The sequence below is a fragment of the Pseudoclavibacter sp. RFBI5 genome, from assembly GCF_002931395.1.
Classification (GTDB): Bacteria; Actinomycetota; Actinomycetes; order Actinomycetales; family Microbacteriaceae; genus Pseudoclavibacter.
The window spans coordinates 223,037-243,916 of record NZ_PSYA01000010.1 but is presented as its reverse complement, the minus strand read 5'-3'; the positions used below and the strand labels follow the sequence as shown (position 1 = coordinate 243,916).

Below are 20,880 nucleotides of genomic sequence, written 5' to 3'. Positions count from 1 at the left end.
AGCGCTGTCGGTGCGGCTACGCCGTGGCGTTCAGTGGATACCGCAGCGTCGCGGCCACCTCGGCGCCGTCGACGAGGTCGCCACGCCGGACGGCCCTGACCTTGGCGCCGTGCTTGAGGGCGCGGGCGGCGATCTCGTCCACGATGGCGTAGGTGTGCGGGCCGGGCGTCTCGGCGCGCGTGAGCTTGCCGTCCTCGTCCAGCTCGCCCTCCAGGGTCGAGTCCATGTCGAAGTAGAGCTCGGCGACGGCGCCCTGCGAGGCCGCCTTGGCGACCTCGTTGATGGAGGTGGTCGCGTGGCCGTTGCTCCGCTTCGTGCCGAACTCCTCGCGCCAGTCGTTGATCTCTCCCCGGTAGTGGTCGTCGAGGATGCCGCGCGCCTTCGCGTCGAGCTCCCCAGGCGCGAGCGAACCCGGGTGGGCGCCGATGCGCTGCTCGAGGAGCCCCGGGTACTCGTTCACGGCCCGGTAGGCGGTGTCGAAGTCGCCGGTTGCGGCGAGGATGAGCGGGGCACCCGAGTCTCGGAGGATCGGGATGACCTGCTCCTGCACGATGCGCGCGAAGCGCTCGTGCCCGATCCGGTCGCCCGTCGTTCCCTGCGCGCGCTGCCGGTCGAAGCGGCCGCCGGTGGTCGTGTGCTCGAGCACCGTCGCGAGATCGTCGGGGAGCCCCTCGATGGGCAGCTGGCGCGGCTTCGCGTCGGCGAGCACCTCGAAGAGCGTCACCTCGCCTCGGGAGAGCCCGAGCACGAAGCCGCAGTTCGGGAACGTGGTCGCGCGCAGCAGTGCGCCGACGTCGAAGCGGTCGCCCACCGCGACGTGCTGGCCGAGGCGGTTGGCGAGGCGGAAGGTACGGAAACGGTCACTGGACGCGAGGATGACGAGGGAGCGGGATTGCGCCCGCCAGAACTCGGGATCGGACTCGAGCTGCTTCGCTGGATCGAGGATCTTCGCGATGCGCGTCCGATCCAGACCGAGGGTCTCGAGCTCCTTCGCCGCCTGGCTCACGGCGGCCCGCAACTCCAGTCGCAGGGCCTCCGACTCGCTCGGGGCGCTCGAGGCCGGGATGGCGATGCTCACGCTGCCCTCGCCCCGGTACTCGGTCAGTTCAAGCAGATCTTCATGGCTAGGAATATCACTTGGCAACATCTCTGCACGCTAATGATCGGGCCTGAGAGTTCGGTCATCGGCGAGCACCTAGACTGACGTGGTTACGCCCCTCCCTACTCTCTGCACGGCTCAGGACGCAAATCACATCTATGACAGGTAACGCGACTACTCGCTTCCACAACGTCTCGCTGCTGTCGGTCGCGAGCAGCCTTCCTTCGAAGGCAACGGCTTCGGCAGACATCGAAGGCAAGCTCTCCGCCGGCCTGAAGCGGCTCAGGCTCCCCGGCAACCTCCTCGAGCGCGTCGCCGGCGTGACCGAGCGACGCAACTGGGCTGAGGGGGAATCGTTCACCGAGGCGACCGTCGCCGCCGGCCACGAGGCGCTCCGCCGCGCGGGTGTGGACGCGAGCCAGGTGGGCCTGCTCATCAACACGTCCGTGACCCGCACCCATCTCGAGCCATCGGTGGCCGTGCGCATGCACCACGGCCTGGGTATGCCGAGCTCGGCTGTGAACTTCGACATCGCGAACGCGTGCCTCGGCTTCGTGAACGGCATGACGCTCGCGGCGCAGATGATCGAGGCTGGCCAGATCCGCTACGCCATCATCGTCAACGGCGAGGACGCCGACGAGATCCAGGTGAACACCATCAACCGGCTGCTCCGCGACGACATCGGGCGCGAGGACTTCATGAGCGAGTTCGCGAGCCTCACGCTCGGCTCCGGTGCGGCGGCGGCCGTGCTCGGACGCACGGATGAGCACCCGGAGGGGCACCAGATCCTCGGCGGCGTGACGCGAGCCGCGACCCAGTTCCACGAGCTGTGCGTCGGCAGCGTGCAGGGCATGTTCACGGATGCCAAGGCGCTGCTGCGCGGCGGCCTCGACCTCGTCGTGTCGGCCTGGAAAGAGGCGCAGACCGACTGGAACTGGTCGTCGATGGACCACTACATCACCCACCAGGTGTCGCGCGTCCACACCAACGCGATCGTCAAGGCCGTCGGCCTCGACGCGAAGCGCGTGCCGACCACCTACCCGACGCTCGGGAACGTCGGTCCCGCGTCCATCCCCATCACCCTCGACCTGCAGTCGAAGAGCCTGAAGCGCGACGACCGGGTCCTGCTCATGGGGGTCGGGTCCGGCCTCAACACGGCGATGATGGAGCTCAAGTGGTGAGGTCGGCCTCTCGCCCGCCCGCCGGCCTGCCCGGACTCCAGGAACGATTCAGCCGCCTCGTCGAGACGACGGGCGTCGGCGAGGACACCGGCTCGCGCCGCACCTGGCACCTCCTCGACACGGGGCCGATCCTCCATGAGCTGGGGATCGAACCCGTCGGCACGGTCCTCGCCGTGCACGGCAACCCCACGTGGTCGTACCTCTGGCGCTCGCTGGTGAGCGAATCGATCTCGGCCGCCGAGTCCGGGGCATCCGCGTGGCGCGTCATCGCGGTCGACCAGCTCGAGATGGGCTTCTCCGAGCGCACCGAGGTGCGTCGCACGCTCGAGCAGCGCATCCTCGACCTCGGCGCGCTGACCGACGAGCTCCAGCTCAGCGGCGACGTCGTGTCCCTCGGCCACGACTGGGGCGGGGTCGTCGCGCTCGGCTGGGCGGTCCGCCACCCGGAGCTGCTCACCGCGGTCGCCTCCCTCAACACCGCCGTCGACCAGCCGAGCGAGCTGCCCATCCCGGCCGCCCTGCGCCTCGCCCGCTTCGGCCCCGTGCTGCGCGCATCCACGTCGACGAGCCCGGCCTTCCTGGCAACGACGCTCGCCCTCGCGAATCCGCCGCTCACCCCCCAGGTGAAGGCCGCCTACTCGGCGCCGTACCTCGACCGGGCCTCGCGGCTCGGCATCGAGCAGTTCGTGGCCGACATACCGGTCGACGAATCCACCCAGAGCCACGCGGCGCTGCAGGCGGTCTCGGCTGGCGTCGCGGCGCTCGACGTGCCAGCGCTACTGCTCTGGGGCCCTCGCGACCCGATCTTCACCGACCTGTACCTGGGCGACCTCATGCGTCGCCTCCCCCACGCCGAAGTGCACCGCTTCGAAGGCGCGGGTCACCTCATCGCGGAAGACACCCCGTACGCGACGCATCTCCTCGCCTGGCTCGACGACGTCGCCGCGGGAACCGCTCGCCGCCGAGGCCAGCACGCTCCGGAGGCGAGCCCCGACGATGCATCCGCGCCCATGTGGGCTGCGTTGGACGAGCACCGTGACGACCCGAGCATCGCCGCCCTCGAGATGGGGCGCGGGGCGAACGGGGCCCCCCTGCGGGTCTCCTGGCGACAGCTTGCGCGCCGAGTCGACGAGATCGCGGCCGGCCTGAGCGCCGTCGGGGTGCGCCGGGGCGACCGCGTCTCCCTGCTCGTGCAGCCTGGCGTCACCCTCACCGCCATCGTCTACGCCTGCCTGCGCATCGGCGCCGTCGTCGTCGTCGCGGATGCCGGGCTCGGCGTCAAGGGCCTCTCCCGCGCCGTCCGCGGCGCCTGGCCCGACGTCATCATCGGCCAGGTCCCCGGCTTGACGGCGGCCAAGGCGCTCGGCTGGCCTGGCCTGCGCATCAGCGCCACGAGCATCCCCGCCAGCGCTCGAGCCACCCTCGGTGTCGCGCACTCGCTCGCCGAGGTGGCCGAGCTCGGGCGCGGCGCGGCGCTGCCCACTCCTCCCGGTCCCGAGGACCTCGCAGCGGTGCTGTTCACCTCGGGCTCGACCGGACCCGCGAAGGGCGTCGTCTACACGCACCGTCAGCTGCAGGCCGTGCGGGACACGCTCCGCGACACCTACGGGGTGACGGCCGAATCGGGCCTCGTCACGGGCTTCGCGCCCTTCGCCTTGCTCGGCCCGGCCCTCGGAACCCGGTCGGTGACGCCGGATATGGACGTCACCTCCCCCCGAACCCTCACGGCCACCGCGGTGGCCGATGCGGTCATGGCGGCGGATGCTCGCATCGTGTTCCTCTCGCCGGCCGCGATCCTCAACGTCGTCGCGACGCGAGACGACCTCGATGCGGCGCAGCGGGAGGCCCTCGGGAGCGTCGACACGTTCCTCTCGACGGGGGCGCCCATCGGGGCTCGACTGCTCGACGACGCCTGCGCCCTCATGCCGAACGCGGAGGCGCACACCCCGTACGGAATGACCGAGTGCCTGCTCGTCACCGACATCGACCGCGAGGGCATCTCCGCTGCCGCGCTCGCCGCTGACCACGGCGTCTGCGTCGGCACGCCGATCGGGCGCAACGTCGTCCGCATCAGCGCTCTCGACGAGACGGGTGCCGCGACCGGCGCCCCCTCAGACGAGGCTGGTGTGCTTGGCGAGGTCATCATCAGCGCCCCCCACCTCAGGGAGCGCTACGACCGCCTCGCCATGACCGATCGGGCCGCCGTGCGCGATCTGCCCCACCGCGGCGCAGAGCCCGCCGGCCAGGGACACTCAGATCACGCACATCCCGACCAGGATGACCTGGGCCGCTGGCACCGCACCGGCGACGTCGGCCACCTCGACGCGGAGGGGCGCCTCTGGATCGAAGGCCGCCTCCCCCACGTCTTCGTGACGGTCGACGGTCCACTCGCGCCGGTCGGCACCGAGCAGGACCTCGAGACGCTGCCGTGGGTGCGGCGCGCCGCGGTCGTCGGCGTCGGACCGGCCGGAACGGCGCAGGCGGTGGCCGTGCTCGAGACCAGGGAGCCCTCTCGCGGGGTCCGCGTGGCCGAGGCGGAGCTCGCCGACGCGCTTCGCGCCTCCACGACGCAGCCGCTCGCTGCCGCGCTCATCGTTCCCGAGCTGCCCACCGACATCAGACACAACTCGAAGATCGACCGGACAGCGCTCGCCAGCTGGGCCGAGCGCGCGCTCTCCGGGGAGCGGGTGTCGGCCCCGTGAGGGTGCTCGTCACTGGGGCGAGCGGCATGCTGGGACGTGCCGTCGCGACGCAGCTGCGCGACGAGGGCCACGAGGTCACGACGATGCAGCGCAGTGCGAGCGGCATCGACGGCGTGACGGATGCGCTCGGCTCGATCACCGACGATGCAGCCGTGGCGCGTGCCGTCACCGGGATGGAGGGGGTTGTCCACCTCGCCGCCAAGGTGTCGCTGAGCGGATCGGAGGCCGAGTTCGAGGCCGTCAACATCGCCGGGACCGAGCGTCTCGTCGAGCACGCGAAGACTGCGGGCGCGACCCGCTTCGTCATGGTCTCCTCCCCCTCCGTGGCCCACTTCGGTGCGGCCATCCACGGCGCGGGTGCTGATGCGGCCAGGCCCGACCTCGCCCACGGCAGCTACGCCCGGACGAAGGCGGAAGCGGAGCTGCGGGCTCTCGCCGCCGACTCCCCCGACTTCGCCGTGGTCGCGGTGCGCCCCCACCTGGTGTGGGGCCCCGGCGACACGCAGCTCGTGGCGCGCATCCTCGATCGGGCCTCGAGGGGCACGCTGCCGCTCCTCGGGCGCGGTGCGGCCCTCATCGACTCCTGCTACGTCGACAATGCCGCGTCGGGTATCGCAGCGGCGTTGCGGCGAGCGCCGGTCGCCCACGGGAACAGCTACGTCATCACGAACGGGGAGCCGCGGACCGTCGCGGAGCTCATGGAGGGGATCTGCCTCGCGGGTGGGGCTCCGCCGCCCCGCCTCCGGGTGCCTGCCGTCATCGCTCGGGCCGCCGGCTCCCTCATCGAGGGTGTGTGGCGCATCCGACCGGGGCAGGATGAGCCGCCGATGACACGATTCCTCGCCGAGCAGCTCTCGACGGCGCACTGGTTCGATCAGCGACGCACGCGCGCCGATCTCGACTGGGCGCCGGCTGTTTCGCTGGACGAGGGGCTGCAGCGCCTCGCGGATCACACCGCGGGTTCCAACCCGGGATCGGGCCAAGCGCGACGCTAGCTCGTGTCACACCGTGCCTAGTCGAGCAGGCCCCGCCGTTCGGCGGCGGCCACCGCGGACCGCCGGTCGCCTATCCCGAGCTTGCGGAACACGCTGCGCAGCTGAGCGCGCACGGTGTGCACGGAGACGAAGCGCTGGGCGGCGATCTGCGCGTTGGTCCAGTTCTGGCCCACGAGCCTGAGCACCTCGATCTCGGCGCTCGAGAGCTCCTCGCCGACCGTGAAGGCTGACAGCGGGCGGGAGTCGTCCGCGGCGACGACGAGCAGGGCGGCGATGCGGCTCGGGAGCCTGTCGCTGATGGACGCCATGAGGGCAGCGTCGCTATCCGTCGCGAAGCGCAGCGCGAACCGGGCGTTGCGGTCGTCGAGGCACTGGGTGGCGATCGTCGCGATGCGGTTGGCGGCGGCGGCCAGGTTGCCCATCCGCAGCAGGCACAGCGCCGTGATCGTTCGCCCGATCGATGCGAACCTCGGGGCGATCCGGGTGTCGGCCAAGGCCGCCTCGGCGTGCGCGAGGGCTTCCCTGTGCCGGCCGTTGGCGAGCTCGACGAGGCTCCGGGCGAGGCTGATGTAGCAGTCGCCCTGCGCACCTTCGTAGTCGGCGGCCAGCTGCGCGCGGGCGCTCTGGCCGCGCGTGAGGAAGAAGGTCGTCGCGGCGAACGTTAGCAGGGTGGAGGGTCGCCCATCGCGCCAGGCCTTCGCGCTGAGCTCGAGGAGTTCATCGACCTCGGCGATCGGGTCCTCGTCGCCGACGAGCGCTTCGATGAGGATCCGGACGCTGGCCGCCGTGTCCTGCGGCAGGACCGCTCGCGGCAGGTCTCGGAGCTGCCTGGCCAGGTCGAGCGCTCCCGCTTCATCGCCGTTGTCGAGCAGCTCGAAGCACTCGGCGAAGCCCGGGAGGCTCCGCCCGCTGAGCTTCTCCGTGTCGGCCTGGCGGACGCCGCAGATGATGCCGATGATCTCGACGTGCCGCAGCGCATCCGCGTCGGTTCGGTTGAAGCTCTCGCCCTGCTCGGCGGCGAGCGCGGCGAGCTCGAGTGCGAACGGCAGGTCGTCGGAGAGGATCGCGGCCCACTCGAGGACGAGGCAGTCGGCCGCGAACCGGCCCCGAGCGACGGGAGAGGCGGCGAGCGCGGCGAGCAGGGTCTCGTCGCCGTCGCGGAGGAGGGCCTTCGCGTCACGGAGACCCCGCCGGGCAGCCGCACGGTCGCCCCCGAAGGAGGTCGCAAGCGCGTGCCTGGTGATCTGGGCGAAGAGCCCGATGGGGTCGCTCGGGGCGATCCTCGTCGTCGCGAGGCTCGACTCGCGGAGGCTGAGCAGGACGCCGCGTGTCGCCCCGAAGCGCCGCCACTTGAAGAGCGCGACCAGCAGGCGCGTGCTCAGGAGGCGAGCGAGCACGCTCGTCGGGACGTGCACCATCTCCTCGACGGTCTCGCGGGGCGCGTACTCGTAGATGGTCCTGAAGTGGCGTTGCGCGATCGACTCGACCTCACCCCATGAGCGAGCTCTCAGGGCGAGGAAGAGCCGCTGCATGACGTTCTGCTCACCCGGGAAGGATGCGACGGCCGCGGCGGCGGACGCCCGCGCCTCGTGTGGGGAGCGGTCTGCGTTGAGGTGCCGGAAGGTGTCGGAGTGCCAGACGAACTCGACGTCGAGCGTGATGCGGTTCACCTCGGTGGTGCCGTACGGCGAGGAGGCGAGCTGGTCGAACCAGTGATCACCGGCGATCTCGGGGGCGAGCAGGTGGAGGTCGCCCCTCGAGAAGCGGCGCAGGACGCTCACGGCTCGCATCATGCGGACCGCGTCGACGCGGGCGAGTTCGGCGGGGTCGAAGCGGCGGAGCTCCTGCAGGGTCATGGCGGCGCTCGACGCACCGCTGACGACGGACCATCCTTCCGCATTCGCGTCGGAACGATACCGCTGCAGGGCTATGCGGGTTGTGAGGGGGTGGCCGGCGAACGCATCGAGGAGCCGCATCCGAAGCCCTGGCGGTGCCCCCGGCTCGTTGAGCGCCAGCAGCCCGTCGAGCTCGGAGATGTCGAAGGCGAGCTCGCTCGGATGGAGCACAACCCCGTCGGAGCCGAGCGAGGAGGCCCAGTCCGGCATGGAGAGGGATGCGACGAGGAACCGCACGCCCCGCTCGCGGTCGGGGCCAGCCACGAACCGCCTGATGTCCTGCCACAGTTCGTCGTCCTGCGCCACGATGACGTCGTCGAGCATGACCGCGGGGCGACCCGTGTGCGCCCCGGAGTCCAGCTCGTCGAGGATGCGAATCAGCTCGGCCCGAGAGTGGCACCAGAGGACCGTGGAGCCGGCCGCGCCGAGCTTGCCCTGCATCTGCCTGAGGAGCGTGGTTCGACCGCCGCCCGGCATGCCGACGATGAGGGTGAGGCGTTGTTCGGCGAGCGCGAGCTCGGAGAGCCGGTCGCGTTCGAGCGTGTGCCAAGGCTCTGCGGCCCGAGATGCATCAGTGAGCGTGCTGCTGGACATGCGTGTTCTCTCCTGCTGATTCCCAGCGCTGCGCGCTGCGGACTCCCCCCAGAGTCCTGCGTGGTCTCGGAGATCGTCCTCCTTCGCCACGCCTCGGCCCCACGATACGGTTTCGGAGATACACGCGTCGTATACGGTCCAGCGCTGTCCAACGGCGTCCACTCGATGCGACGCACGAACTCCGTTTCAGCTCGGGCGCGCCCCGCCTCGGGTGGAGCAGCAGGGTCGCTTCCGTCAGATGCCGAGCACGGATTTGGCGATCGAGAAGTAGACGATGAGTCCCGTCGCGTCGCAGAAGGTGGAGATGAAGGGCGTCGAGAAGACGGCCGGATCGACCCGGATGGACTTCGCGACGAGCGGCATGACGCCGCCGACGGTCGCCGAGATGGTGCAGACGGAGAGCAGGGTCAGGCCGATGACGGTGCCGATGCCGACCCCGTAGAAGAACGTCGCGACGGCTAAGGCCACCGCTCCCAGCGAGATGCCGAGCACGATGCCCGTGCGCAGCTCCTTGAGGGCGACGGGCCAGGCGTTCCTCGGTCGGACCTCCCCCATCGCCAGGGCCCTCGTCACGGTTGTCGCGGCCTGCGATCCCGTATTGCCGCCGATGCCGGTGAGGAGAGGGATGAACAAGGCGAGGGCAACCTGCTGCTCCAGGGTCGCCTCGAAGAGCTCGAGGACGCTCACGGTCAGGATGGCGGAGATCGCGAGCACGAACAGCCAGACCACGCGCGAGCGCACGACCGCGAAGACCGGAGTGGTCAGGTAGGGGCGCCTCAGCGGCTCGGAGGCGCCGGCGTGCGCCTCGTCCTCGTCGCGGGCGGCCTCGACCATGCGGTGTGCGTCGTCGCCCGTGAGGAGACCGAGGAGGCGCTCCTCGCGGTCGACGATGGGCATCGCCAGGACCCCACGGTCGACGAGCGTCCGGGCCGTCACCTCGGCGTCGTCATCGGCGTGCGCGTAGAGGGCGGTCGCCATGTGCGCCTCGACGGCGTCGTGCGGCGACGCGAAGAACAGCTCACGGAGACTCACGACCCCGAGGAGGCGTCGACCGTCGTCGACGACGGGGATCGTGTAGATCGTCTCGGCGTCCCCGCCTCGCTGCTGGATGCGCTCGAGCGCCACTCCCACGAGCTCGTGCGCGTAGACGTGCACGTAGTCGGGGGTCATGCGCCTGCCGACGGACCCGACCGGGTAGCCGAGGATGATCGCCGTCTCGCCGCGTTCATCCGCCGGCAGCTCCTGCACGAGGCGCTTCGCGATCTTCGCCGGGAGCTCGTCCATGAGGGCGACGCGGTCGTCGGCGTCGAGCTCCGCGAAGACCCGGGCCACGTCGGCATCGGAGAGCTGCGTGACGACCTCGCGCTGAGCTGGGGCGTCCATCCGCTCGAACACGGTCATGGCCTCGTCCTTCGGCAGCAGCCGGAACGCGACCCCGGCATCCCGGGCCGGGAGGCGCTCGAGCAGCACCGCAAGGTCCGGGAGCGGCGCGCTCGCCAGGGCGGTCGCGGCGGCGCTCAGGTCTCCGCGAGCGAGTTCGGTCGAGACGAGTTCGACGAGATCGTCGAGGGAGTGGATCGGAGGCATGGGGGCATCGAAGCACACCCTGCCCTCGGGATCGTGGCTCGCGCCTCGGCGGGTCGCTACGATCGCGGCATGCATGAAACCATCCGCGTGCGCGGCGCTCGTGAGAACAACCTCAAGGGAATCGACGTCGACATCCCGAAACGCAAGCTCACGGTCTTCACGGGCGTCTCCGGATCAGGCAAGAGCTCGCTCGTGTTTGGGACGATCGCGGCCGAGTCCCAGCGACTCATCAACGAGACGTACACGGCCTTCGTGCAGTCGTTCATGCCGAGCCTCGCCCGGCCGGACGTCGAGGTGCTCGAAGGGCTGAGCGCGTCCATCGTGGTCGACCAGGAGCGCATGGGGGCAAACGCCCGCTCCACGGTCGGCACGGCGACCGACGCGCACACCATGCTCCGCATCATCTTCTCCCGCCTCGGGGCTCCGTCAGCTGGACCAGCCGGCCACTTCAGCTTCAACCTCGCCGAGGGCATGTGCCCTCGCTGCGAGGGCATCGGACGCGTCACCGACCTCGACATCGACGAGGTCGTCGATCGAACGAAGTCGCTGAACGAGGGCGCGATCACGATTCCCGGCTACAAGGTCGATGGGTGGATGGTGCGCGGATACTCGGACGCGCCGTTCCTCGACGGCGACAAGAAGATCGCCGACTTCTCCGAGGCCGAGCTGCAGGACTTCCTGTACAAGGAGCCGACGAAGGTCAACATGCCGGCTCTCAACATGAACCTCACCTACGAGGGGCTCATCCCCCGCATCCAGAAGTCGATCCTGTCGAAGGACCCGGAGGCGGTGCAGCCCGCGATCCGCGCCTTCATGGACCGAGCGGTCACGTTCACCGCCTGCCCGGAGTGCCGAGGGGCGCGCCTGAACCAGACGGCCCTCGCGAGCCGCATCCAGGGCAGGAACATCGCGGACTGCTCGGCGATGCAGATCAGCGACCTCGCGGCGTTCATGAAGGGCGTGCAGGACCGGCAGGTCGCCCCGGTCATCGCGACCCTGCAGGAGACGCTCGACTCCCTCGTGAACATCGGGCTCGGCTACCTGAGCCTCGACCGGGAGTCGGGGAGCCTCTCGGGTGGCGAGGCGCAGCGCGTGAAGATGGTGCGGCATCTGGGCTCGAGCCTCACCGACGTCACCTACGTGTTCGACGAGCCGACGGTCGGGCTCCACCCGCACGACATCCAGCGCATGAACGAGCTCCTGCTGCGCCTGCGCGACAAGGGGAACACGGTGCTGGTCGTGGAGCACAAGCCCGAGACGATCGCGATCGCCGACCACGTCGTCGACCTCGGTCCCCGTGCGGGCTCCGATGGTGGGGAGCTGCAGTTCGCGGGCACCGTCGAGGGCCTGCGCGCGTCGGGGACCCTCACGGGCAAGCACCTCGACGACAGGGTCTCGCTCAAGGAGGAGCCGCGGAGTTCGAAGACGAGCCTCGAGATCCGTGGGGCGACGCGTCACAACCTCAAGGACGTGGACGTCGATATCCCCCTTGGCGTGCTGACGGTCGTGACGGGGGTCGCAGGCTCGGGGAAGAGCTCCCTCATCCACGGGTCGATCCCGAAGTCGGCCAACGTGGTCGTCGTCGACCAGACCGCCATCCGCGGCTCCAGGCGGAGCACACCGGCCACGTATACGGGGGTCCTCGACGCGATCCGGGCGGCCTTCGCGAAGGCCAACGGCGTCAAGCCGGGCCTCTTCAGTGCGAACTCCTCCGGTGCCTGCCCGAAGTGCAACGGCCTCGGGGTCATCTTCACCGACCTCGCCATGATGGCGGCGGTGTCGACGGTGTGCGAGGAATGCGAGGGCAAGCGCTTCCAAGCTGAGGTGCTCGCCTACACGCTCGACGGCAAAAACATCAGCGAGGTGCTGTCGATGTCGATCGCGGAGGCGCACGAGTTCTTCGCGACCGGTCCAGCCAACAAGGTGCTGGGGCGCCTCGTCGACGTCGGGCTCGGCTACCTTGGGCTCGGGCAGCCGCTTACGACGCTCTCGGGTGGCGAGCGCCAGCGGCTCAAGCTCGCGATCCACATGGCCGAGAAGGGTGGCGTGTACGTGCTCGACGAGCCGACGACGGGCCTGCACCTCGCGGATGTGCGGCAGCTGCTCTCGCTCCTCGATCGGCTCGTGGACTCGGGCAAGTCGGTCATCGTCATCGAGCATCATCAGGCGGTCATGGCGCACGCCGACTGGATCATCGACATCGGCCCCGGCGCTGGTCACGATGGCGGCTCGGTGGTGTTCGAGGGGACGCCGGCGCAGCTCGTGGCCGATTCGTCGACCCTCACCGGCAAGCACCTCGCGAGCTACGTGGGCGCCTAGCTGCGAATCGCTTCGAGCTCGCCCTCGAGGTTTCGTCTCGCGCGTTCCTCCCAGTCCTCTGGGGCCGCGGGTGACACGAAGAGGCGGGGCGTCGCGAGCAGCGTCTCGAGCACGGACGCGCGGCCGGCGCGCCACTGCTCATCGGTGACGTGCGCGTAGTCGCGTCTGACCAGTTCGACGTAGCGCGCGTAGCCGTCCTCCGAGCGGGCGAGGACGGCGAGGTCGGCGTCCATGAGGACCTGGCCGGCCGTGTCGCTCTCCGCCACCGCGTGGACGATGGTCGCGAGCACGAGGCGCTCGACGTCGCCGACGAGGGCGGGGTCGACGCCGAGGGCCGTGAGCCGCTCGACGGCGAGGTCGGCGCTGGCGCGTTCGTCGTCGCCGGCGGCGCCCTCGTAGACCGCGTCGTGGAACCAGGCGGCGAGCCTGGCGGTCAGCAGTTCGCGCTCGGCCAGGGGCGCCCGGGTCCCGGCCGCGCGGAGGCGCATGATGTCGATGGCGTCCAGCACCGAGAGCAGGTGCGTCGCGTCGTGGTAGTGACGGGAGGGAGCCGACCAGGCGTCCAGGAGCTCGTCGCGGAGTGCATCCGTCGCCGGCCGCCGGTCAGCAGTCACGGGCAGCTCGAGCTCGGCCCAACGTCGGATGAGGGTGAGCCGGGCTCGCTTGGGCCTGTCGCGGGCGGGCACGCGCACGCCTCCCGCCACGAGTCGGCGCACGAGCTCGGAGCCCCCGACGGGTTCGGCCCCGAGCGCGACGAGGGCGTCGTACTGCTCGGCCGGGACGTCGTAGTGGTCGACGTCGAACGCGCGGTCGCGGATGCCCGCCCTCCGGGCGAAGGCGTGCAGCTCGTCGACGGAGGCGTCGGACACGAGGTGCGAGAACGTCGTGCCGTGCGCGGGCCAGACGGGCGGATCGATCAGGATGACCATCCAGAGAGACTACGACTACCCTTGCCACATGGTCTCCCGTGTCAAAGGTGCAGTTGTCCGTGGCAAGAACGAACCGGTGTCGATCGAGACGGTGCTGGTCCCCGATCCCGGGCCAGGCGAAGCCGTGGTCGACATCATCACGAGCGGTGTCTGCCACACCGATCTCCACTATCAGCAGGGCGGGATCAGCGATGACTTCCCGTTCCTGCTCGGCCATGAGGCCACCGGCCGCGTGTCGGCGGTCGGCGAGGGCGTGACGGAGGTCGCGGTCGGCGACCGGGTCATCCTGAACTGGCGCGCGGTGTGCGGCGAGTGCCGTGCCTGCGCGAAGGGGCAGCCTCAGTACTGCTTCAACACCCACAACGCGACGCAGAAGATGACGCTGGAGGACGGCACGGAGCTCTCCCCGGCACTCGGCATCGGCGCGTTCATCGAGAAGACGCTCGTCGCCGCCGGTCAGTGCACGAAGGTCGACGAGGAATCGGATGCGGCTGCCGTCGGCCTGCTGGGCTGCGGTGTCATGGCCGGTATCGGTGCCGCCATCAACACGGGCGAGGTGAAGCGCGGCGAGTCGGTCGCGGTCATCGGCTGCGGCGGGGTGGGCATGGCGGCGATCGCCGGGGCCGCCCTCGCCGGGGCGACGACGATCATCGCCGTCGACATCGACCCAGCGAAGCTCGAGCGTGCCGCCCACTTCGGGGCGACGCACACCATCAACTCCCGCGAGGAGGACGTCGTCGAAGGCGTCAGGGCCCTCACGGGCGGCTTCGGAGCCGACGTGGTCATCGAGGCCGTGGGTCGCCCCGAGACGTACAAGCAGGCGTTCTACGCTCGCGACCTCGCCGGTCGGGTTGTGCTCGTCGGGGTGCCGACGCCTGAGATGACACTCGAGCTCCCGTTGCTCGACGTCTTCGGCCGCGGCGGCGCTCTGAAGTCGTCCTGGTACGGAGACTGCCTCCCGAGCCGCGACTTCCCGATGCTCGTCGAGCAGTACCGCCTCGGCAGGCTCGACCTGGACGCCTTCGTCTCGGAGCGCATCGGCATCGACGACATCGAGGCGTCGTTCGGCCGCATGAAGGACGGCACGGTTCTGCGTTCGGTGGTGGAGCTGTGAGCGGCCACGGCAAGGTGCGCATCGACCGCGTCGTCACGAGCGGCACGTTCTCCCTCGACGGGGGCACGTGGGACGTCGACAACAACGTGTACCTCGTCGGCGACGACGAGGACGTCGTCGTGATCGACCCGGCCCACGACGCCCAGGCGGTGCGCGATGCGGTCGGCGACCGCCGGGTGCGCCGGGTGCTCCTGACGCACGGGCACGACGATCACATCGCGGCGGCGCAGGAGTTCGCGACGCTCGTGGACGCGCCCGTCGCCCTGCACGACGGCGACCGGATGCTCTGGGATGCCGTCTACCCCGACTCGGCTCCCGACATCGAACTGGCGGACGACGACCGCATCGTGATCGATGAGGTCGACCTGCAGGTGCTGCACACGCCGGGCCATTCGCCCGGGTCGGTCTGCTTCTACGCCCCGGCCCTCGGGGCGCTGTTCAGCGGAGACACGCTCTTCAGTGGCGGGCCCGGGGCCACGGGTCGGAGCTACAGCGATTTCGGGACCATCATCGCGTCGATCTCGGAGCGCCTGCTGACGCTGCCGGCCGAGACCAAGGTCTTCACGGGTCACGGGGACTCGACGACGATCGGGGCGGAAGCGCCGCACCTCGAAGAATGGATCGCGCGTGGCCACTGAGTCTCAGGCCTCGTCCGAGGCGAACGTGCCTCCCACGGGTGCTACGACGTTCGACGTCATCGTCATCGGCGCGGGCCCCGTCGGGGAGAACGTCGCCGACCGCACCGTTCAGGGTGGCCTGAGCACCCTCATCGTCGAGAAGGAGCTCGTCGGCGGTGAGTGCTCGTACTGGGCGTGCATTCCCTCGAAGGCGCTCCTTCGGAGCGGGGCTGCTCTGCGCGCGGCGCGTGCCGTGCCGGGCAGCCGCGAGGCGGCGACGGGAGACCTCGACGTGTCGGCGGTCCTCGCTCGTCGCGACTCGTACGTGTCCGAGTGGAGCGACGAGGGCCAGGTGGCCTGGCTCGCGGACGCTGGCATCGAGCTCGTGCGCGGGCATGCCCGCCTGGCGGGTGAGCGTGAGGTGACGGTCGGCGAGACGACGTACTCGGCGCGTGTCGCCGTCGTCGTCGCGACCGGGTCGGCGGCACTGCTGCCCGACATTCCGGGGCTCGCTGACGCGGAACCGTGGACGAGCCGAGAGGCGACGTCCCTCGAGCGCATCCCCGAGTCGATCACGATCATCGGCGGCGGCGTCGTGGCGGTCGAGATCGCGACGGCCTACACCGATCTCGGCTCCCAGGTGACGCTGGTCGCACGGAGCACGGTGCTCGGCAGCTTCGAGGCGTTCGCCGGTGAGGCGGTCGTGGCGGCCCTGCGTTCGCGTGGGGCGACGATCATCACGGGTGCGGCGCCAGCTGGTGTCGTCCGGGATGCGTCCGGTCGGGTCACGGTGACGCTCGACGACGGCCGCACACTCGAGAGCAGTGAGCTGCTCGTGGCGACGGGCCGGGTCCCGCGCACGGGCGATGTCGGTCTCGAGACGGCCGGGCTCGAGTCCGGGGCCTGGATCGATGTCGACGACACGATGCTCGTCCGCGGCAGCGACTGGCTGTACGCGGCGGGCGACGTCAACCATCGCGCCCTGCTGACGCACCAGGGCAAGTACCAGGCGCGGGCGGCGGGTGATGCGATCGCGGCGCGCGCCGCGGGGCGCACCCTCGACGATGGACCCTGGGGCACGCACGTCGCGACGGCTGATCACGCCGCGGTGCCTCAGCTCGTCTACTCGGACCCTGAGGTCGCCGCTGTCGGGCTCACGGCTGGTGCCGCCGAGAAGCAGGGCCTTCGGGTGCGCGCCGTCGACGTGCCCATCGGCAACGTGTCTGGGGCTTCGCTGCACGCGGAGGGCTACGAGGGAACGGCCCGGATGGTCGTGGACGAGGATCGCCAGGTTGTCGTCGGGTTCACCATGGTGGGCCCCGACGTGGGCGAGCTGCTGCACGCGGCGACGATCGCGGTCGTCGGCGAGGTGCCACTGTCACGGCTGTGGCATGCGGTTCCGTCGTTCCCGACGATCAGCGAGCTCTGGCTGCGACTGCTCGAGGGATACGGGTGTCCGCAGTAGCAGGCGACTCAAGCGCACGCCCACCGGCGGAGGGCGCGAGCGGGTTCTGCGAGCCCCTCCCGCCGGTACGGGGTATTGGCGCGAGGTGCTGGTGCCGGGTGCTGCTGCGGGCGGGTGGTTGGGCGTCAGCAGACCGGCGGCTCGGCATCACCAGACCGCAGGCTCGGCGTCAGCCGACCGGCCACTCGGCGTCACCAGACCGGCGGCTCGGCATCACCAGACCGCAGGCTCGGCATCACCAGCCCGGCGGCTCGGCATCAGCAGCCCGGCGGCTCGGCATCAGCAGCCCGGCGGCTTGGCATCACCGAGCGTCGGCTCCGTGTCACCTGACGGGCGGGAACCCGGCATGTGCGAGGCAGTGTGCATTCCAGGTTGGGCCTCGGCTCTGGCACTCGCGCTCGCTTCGGTACTCGCTCCGACCCAGGTCTCGCTCTTGCTCTGAATTCTGCTTCGGCGACGGCTCCGACTTTGACTTCGGCACCGGTTCTGACTTTGCCACCGACACCGACACCGGCACCGGCTTCGACTTCGCTTGTCTCAGCCGCCGTGGTCGCCGGAGAAGACCTGACGAACTGTCGGCGCACCCTCATCAGCAGTCTCGAGGACTTCGACGATGTCGCCCGCCGCGATCTTGCCGTTCTTCGCGACGCGCAGGTAGGCGCCGACGCGGGCGGCTGCGCTGAATCGCTTCACCCAGCCACGTTCGTCGTCTCCCCCGACCCACCTGGCGAAGGTCTGGCATGGGACGCGCGGGGCGGTCACGACGAGTTCGACGACGCGGGATGAGCCCGCGGCGGTGAGGTCTCCGATGCGGAGGGTGTCACCGATGTGGAGGTCGTTGACGTCGAGCCCGTCGATGCGGAGGTTCTCGCCGAAGAACCCCGGAGGGAGCTGGCGGCCGAGTTCCTCGGCCCAGTGGTCGGCGTCAACCTGCGAGTAGGCGTAGACCGCCTGGTCGAGGCCGCCGTGGTGCTTCCGATCGGCCTGCACGTCGCCGTAGACCCCGTAGCGCCCCACCTTGACGGGCCCCTCGAGGGTCCGCTTGTCGATCGCGGTCACGCCGACGGCACCCGGGTCCCGGCGGAGCTGCGCTACGGCGCAGACGGCGAGCAGCTGAGCCAAGGTCGGCTCAGTTCTTTCGCTTCGCGTGCAGTTCGGCGACTCGGGCGTTCTCGGCGCGGACCTTCGCCTGGACGCCTCGCTCGTGGGAGAGCCACGATGGGGCGCTTTCGAGGAGAGCCTGGATCTCTTCAGTTGTGAGCGCTTCGGTGACGCCGCCACGGGCGAGGCCGGAGTTGGTAATGCCGAGCTTGCGGGCGACGATGTCGCGCGGGTGGGGACCGGTGCGGCGCAGCTCCTGCAGCCATTCGGGTGGGGTCTCCTGCAGCTCGAGGAACTCGCTGCGGGTGAGCGGGGCCTCCTGGAATGCTTCTGGGGTTGCCGGCAGGTAGATGCCGAGCTTCTTGGCGGCGGTCGCCGGCTTCATGGTCTGGTCTGACCCGCGGTCGGCCGCGGTGTGGCTCTCGGCCGAGTTGCCTTCTGATTCGCTCATCTGAGCATCGTACCCAGTAGCCTTGCGGGCATGGAGACTCCGACGCACCTCACGGTCGCTCTCGCCCCCGGCATCAACCCACGGAAGTGGTCTCGAGTGTGGGAGGAGCGGAGAGCAGAGACGCCGCTGGAGTTCGCGACCCTGCACTCGGCCGAGGCCAGGCAGCTCGTTCTCGACGATGGCGCGCAGGTCGCCTTCGTGCGGCATCCCTTCGAACGTGAGGGGTTGAACGCGATCGACCTGTTCGCCGAAGATGTGGTCGCTGTGGTCGCTGTCGAGTCGGATCTCGACATCGATGAACCGTTGCGGTTGGAGGAGCTCGACGACTGGCAGCTGGTGCTGGCCGCTTGGACCCCCGATTGGGCGGAGGCGGCAGAGCGCCTGGGGCTCGACTCGGGCGAGGCGGCCATGACGACCGATCCGGCGGACGCGATGGAGCTTGTAGCGGGCGGGGCCGGGGTGGCGATCGTCCCTCAGTCGGTCGCGAGGCAGCACGCCCGCAAGGACGTCACGTATCGGGTCATCAGCGACCTCCCTCGGGTTCCCGTTTCTGTGGTTTGGGCGGTCGCCGATGACCGTCTCGACACCGAGGAGTTCGTCGGCATCGTCCGCGGGCGCACCGCGGGGAGCTCGAGGGGACGCACCGGCGCAAAGTCTGCCGCGCTGCAGCGGGAAGAGCAGCAGGCGCTGGCGGAGGCCGAGCGCCGCGTGAAGGAGCAGCAGAAGAAGCGGGCGACCGCGAAGCGAATCGGCACCTCCTCCGGGACGAGCCGCGGCGCCCAGCTCGCCGCGAAGCGCGCAAAGGCGGGCGGATCGGGCGGCAAGCGCAAGCGCCGCTAGCGCTGGCTGGGTGGCTGGCTCGCTGGCTTGTTGGTTCGCTCGCTTGTTGGCCGACCGGCTGCGTGCTCGCCTGCCAGACAGATGAGCCAACAAACCAACAGGCAGGCAGGCAGGCAGGTACGCACGCACGCACGCAGGCGGGTAAGCAGGCAGGCAGGCCGAGCTCTTGCCGACTTCTCTGACAGGGTTCGGGTGAAATCCAGCGGCAGCGGCAACAGCAACGGCAACCTTCTTGACATCGCGCGGCACCGAGCATAGAAGGGCGGCAATTCGTCTGCGCTCCCCCGCTGCTCCGGCTCATCTGGGGCTGGCGCCTCAACGTTGCTGTTCTGCTGAGACGTTGGCCGCGGCATCGCCATGCCTGTCGCGGCGCGGCCGTCGCGCGCCTCATCGCTCGGCCTGAATTCGATGTTGGTGTTGGCGTGGGTGTCGTGGTGTTCGGGCTGGTCGGTGTACGTCTTGCCACTGGGGGTGCGCCATTCGAGGACGCCACCGCCGAGTTGTCTCACGGTCCATGCGGTGGCGTGTTTCATGACGTGGTGCTCTCTGCACAGTCCGCAGAGGTTGTCGATGCTGGTGGTGCCGCCGTGTTCCCAGGCGTGGGTGTGGTCGAGGTCGCAGCGCGCGGCGGGTTGCCGGCAGCCGGGCCAGCGGCAGTGAATATCTCTCGCGGTGAGGAAGGCCCGCATCGCCGCGGTGGGACGGTAGGTATCGACGGCCGCGACCGCGCCCGTGATGGGGTGGGTGAGGATCCGCTGGAATGAGGGAGCGTTCGCCGCGAGTCGTTTCGCTTCCTCGAGCGGAATGGGTGACATGCCGTTCAGCAGCGCGGGCGCCGGAGTCAGGCGATCAGTGTCCGGGGCGACAGCGCGGTCAGGGCCGAGGAGCGTGAGGATCGGGATCGTGAACTGCACGCTCGCCTCTATCCCCGCAGCCGCGCCGTTGGAGGTGGGCGTCGAGGTGAGGAGCACGTCTGCGAACAGGTCGGCCTTGACCTGGTCGACCGTTCGCTCATCCGGAGCCTCGTCCGTCATCTCGCCCGGCATCACGCCCGGCCCCTCATCCCGAGTCGCGTCCGCCCCCTCGGCGCGGGCCCCGCTCGCGGCGCTCTCGCTGATCCCAGTACCCCCGGTGCTCTGGGTGCTCTGGGCGTTCTCGGTGTTCTCGGTGTTCTCGGTCCTCTGGGCGTTCTCGGTGTTCTCGGTCCTCTGGGTGTTCTCGGCGCTCTGGGTGTCCCCGGCCCTCCCGGCAGTCCCGGCCCTGCCCGTGATGCCGGCGGGTGCAGGCCTCGCCCGGATCACGGCCTTCGCCTGCTTGCGCAGGCGGTCCGCGATCGCCTTGCCCTCGATGAGCGGCAACCGAGCTCGCAGCAGGCACATGCCGTTCTCCGCCTCGGTCACCGACACGTACCGCGTCTTCCGCGCCCGCGCGAACCGCTCGCACACCGACTCCTGCGTCAACGACTCCGCGACCCTCGCCGCCGCCACCCGCAACGCGCGGGGCGGCAGCACCCGCGCAACAACCTCCGCGAGCATCACGCGGACGAACGCAGCCCGGCGTGCTGTCTGCTCCCCCGCATTCACGTGCGACACCGACAGGCCTGCCTCGGTCAACACCCGCAGTTGCGCCTCGCTCACCGCGCCCGCCCCCAGTGCGTCCACGAGCCCCGGGAACTCACGCACCGCGGTCACCGCCTCCTGCAGGAGTCCCTCCGCGACCGACTGCCCAACCTGTTCGACCAGCGCCACCTCGGCTGCCAATGACCGCACATGCAGACCGTGTTCCACCGAGCCCTCAGCCGCATCCAAGGCCGCCGCGATCTCCGCCAGCTCAGCCCGAACTCGCACCTGCGCCGCCGAGACCACAGCCGCCGCTGCCATCAGCCCCGTCTCCCTCGCCAGGAGCAGCCGACGACGCGCAGCGACCGACCCCGGATCGCGGGGATCGCACCCCAGCCCGGTCGGCGTCACATCATCGTTCGAAGTCATACC

Annotated in this window: 15 protein-coding genes; 8 read left to right on the top strand and 7 right to left on the bottom strand. The window is 70.2% G+C overall.

The window, feature by feature from the left end; all coding sequences use genetic code 11:
* Nucleotides 1–16 precede the first annotated feature (16 nt).
* Nucleotides 17–1,078 carry a hypothetical protein gene (locus C5E06_RS08105; RefSeq protein ID WP_104299088.1) on the bottom strand — a complete coding sequence of 354 codons (1,062 nt, stop codon included), beginning with the start codon at nucleotides 1,076–1,078 and terminating at the stop codon, nucleotides 17–19.
* A gap of 179 nt (nucleotides 1,079–1,257) precedes the next feature.
* On the opposite strand from C5E06_RS08105, the gene C5E06_RS08100 reads away from it, so the two are divergent.
* From C5E06_RS08100 to C5E06_RS08090, 3 genes are read left to right on the top strand one after another with little or no spacing between them, the layout of a single operon-like run.
* Nucleotides 1,258–2,280 (top strand): 3-oxoacyl-ACP synthase III, encoded by a 1,023-nt coding sequence (locus C5E06_RS08100; protein WP_104306560.1) that lies wholly within the window; start codon nucleotides 1,258–1,260, stop codon nucleotides 2,278–2,280.
* Nucleotides 2,277–4,982 carry an alpha/beta fold hydrolase gene (locus C5E06_RS08095; RefSeq protein WP_308471419.1) on the top strand — a complete coding sequence of 902 codons (2,706 nt, stop codon included), beginning with the start codon at nucleotides 2,277–2,279 and terminating at the stop codon, nucleotides 4,980–4,982. Before C5E06_RS08100 ends, C5E06_RS08095 begins: the two co-directional genes overlap by 4 nt.
* Nucleotides 4,979–5,977: an NAD(P)-dependent oxidoreductase gene (locus C5E06_RS08090; RefSeq protein ID WP_104241099.1), complete on the top strand. Its 999-nt coding sequence runs from the start codon at nucleotides 4,979–4,981 to the stop codon at nucleotides 5,975–5,977. The genes C5E06_RS08095 and C5E06_RS08090 overlap by 4 nt, the downstream gene beginning before the upstream one ends.
* Nucleotides 5,978–5,994: 17 nt before the next feature.
* Here C5E06_RS08090 and C5E06_RS08085 read toward each other — a convergent pair whose 3' ends face one another.
* Both C5E06_RS08085 and mgtE read right to left on the bottom strand, forming a co-directional pair.
* On the bottom strand, nucleotides 5,995–8,466 hold the full coding sequence (locus C5E06_RS08085) for a helix-turn-helix transcriptional regulator (protein WP_104306558.1): 2,472 nt from the start codon (nucleotides 8,464–8,466) through the stop codon (nucleotides 5,995–5,997).
* A gap of 234 nt (nucleotides 8,467–8,700) precedes the next feature.
* The gene (gene mgtE, locus C5E06_RS08080) at nucleotides 8,701–10,053 is read right to left on the bottom strand and encodes a magnesium transporter (RefSeq protein WP_104306557.1); all 1,353 of its coding nucleotides are present in this window, start codon (nucleotides 10,051–10,053) and stop codon (nucleotides 8,701–8,703) included.
* Between the two features lie 69 nt (nucleotides 10,054–10,122).
* Here mgtE and C5E06_RS08075 point away from each other — a divergent pair, with 69 nt between their 5' ends.
* Nucleotides 10,123–12,372 carry an excinuclease ABC subunit UvrA gene (locus C5E06_RS08075; protein ID WP_104307252.1) on the top strand — a complete coding sequence of 750 codons (2,250 nt, stop codon included), beginning with the start codon at nucleotides 10,123–10,125 and terminating at the stop codon, nucleotides 12,370–12,372.
* On the opposite strand, the gene C5E06_RS08070 is transcribed toward C5E06_RS08075, so the two are convergent.
* Nucleotides 12,369–13,301 carry a DUF4031 domain-containing protein gene (locus tag C5E06_RS08070; RefSeq protein ID WP_104306556.1) on the bottom strand — a complete coding sequence of 311 codons (933 nt, stop codon included), beginning with the start codon at nucleotides 13,299–13,301 and terminating at the stop codon, nucleotides 12,369–12,371. The genes C5E06_RS08075 and C5E06_RS08070 overlap by 4 nt on opposite strands.
* 28 nt (nucleotides 13,302–13,329) lie before the next feature.
* On the opposite strand from C5E06_RS08070, the gene C5E06_RS08065 reads away from it, so the two are divergent.
* The 3 genes from C5E06_RS08065 to C5E06_RS08055 are packed head-to-tail and all read left to right on the top strand — an operon-like array spanning nucleotide 13,330 to nucleotide 16,497.
* On the top strand, nucleotides 13,330–14,415 hold the full coding sequence (locus C5E06_RS08065; protein ID WP_104299094.1) for an S-(hydroxymethyl)mycothiol dehydrogenase: 1,086 nt from the start codon (nucleotides 13,330–13,332) through the stop codon (nucleotides 14,413–14,415).
* Complete coding sequence (locus C5E06_RS08060; protein WP_258064751.1) at nucleotides 14,412–15,053, top strand: MBL fold metallo-hydrolase; 642 nt, start codon at nucleotides 14,412–14,414, stop codon at nucleotides 15,051–15,053. The genes C5E06_RS08065 and C5E06_RS08060 overlap by 4 nt, the downstream gene beginning before the upstream one ends.
* Nucleotides 15,043–16,497: an NAD(P)/FAD-dependent oxidoreductase gene (locus tag C5E06_RS08055; protein ID WP_104306555.1), complete on the top strand. Its 1,455-nt coding sequence runs from the start codon at nucleotides 15,043–15,045 to the stop codon at nucleotides 16,495–16,497. The genes C5E06_RS08060 and C5E06_RS08055 overlap by 11 nt, the downstream gene beginning before the upstream one ends.
* A 537-nt stretch (nucleotides 16,498–17,034) precedes the next feature.
* On the opposite strand, the gene C5E06_RS08050 is transcribed toward C5E06_RS08055, so the two are convergent.
* Both C5E06_RS08050 and C5E06_RS08045 read right to left on the bottom strand, forming a co-directional pair.
* Nucleotides 17,035–17,619: an MOSC domain-containing protein gene (locus tag C5E06_RS08050; RefSeq protein WP_104306554.1), complete on the bottom strand. Its 585-nt coding sequence runs from the start codon at nucleotides 17,617–17,619 to the stop codon at nucleotides 17,035–17,037.
* 7 nt (nucleotides 17,620–17,626) lie between these two features.
* The gene (locus tag C5E06_RS08045) at nucleotides 17,627–17,983 is read right to left on the bottom strand and encodes a DUF5997 family protein (RefSeq protein WP_219819490.1); all 357 of its coding nucleotides are present in this window, start codon (nucleotides 17,981–17,983) and stop codon (nucleotides 17,627–17,629) included.
* Nucleotides 17,984–18,079: 96 nt separating this feature from the next.
* On the opposite strand from C5E06_RS08045, the gene C5E06_RS08040 reads away from it, so the two are divergent.
* Nucleotides 18,080–18,889 carry a substrate-binding domain-containing protein gene (locus C5E06_RS08040; protein ID WP_104241091.1) on the top strand — a complete coding sequence of 270 codons (810 nt, stop codon included), beginning with the start codon at nucleotides 18,080–18,082 and terminating at the stop codon, nucleotides 18,887–18,889.
* On the opposite strand, the gene C5E06_RS08035 is transcribed toward C5E06_RS08040, so the two are convergent.
* Nucleotides 18,886–20,877 (bottom strand): HNH endonuclease signature motif containing protein, encoded by a 1,992-nt coding sequence (locus C5E06_RS08035; RefSeq protein WP_146081335.1) that lies wholly within the window; start codon nucleotides 20,875–20,877, stop codon nucleotides 18,886–18,888. The two genes, C5E06_RS08040 and C5E06_RS08035, sit on opposite strands and share 4 nt — an antisense overlap.
* Nucleotides 20,878–20,880 lie beyond the last annotated feature (3 nt).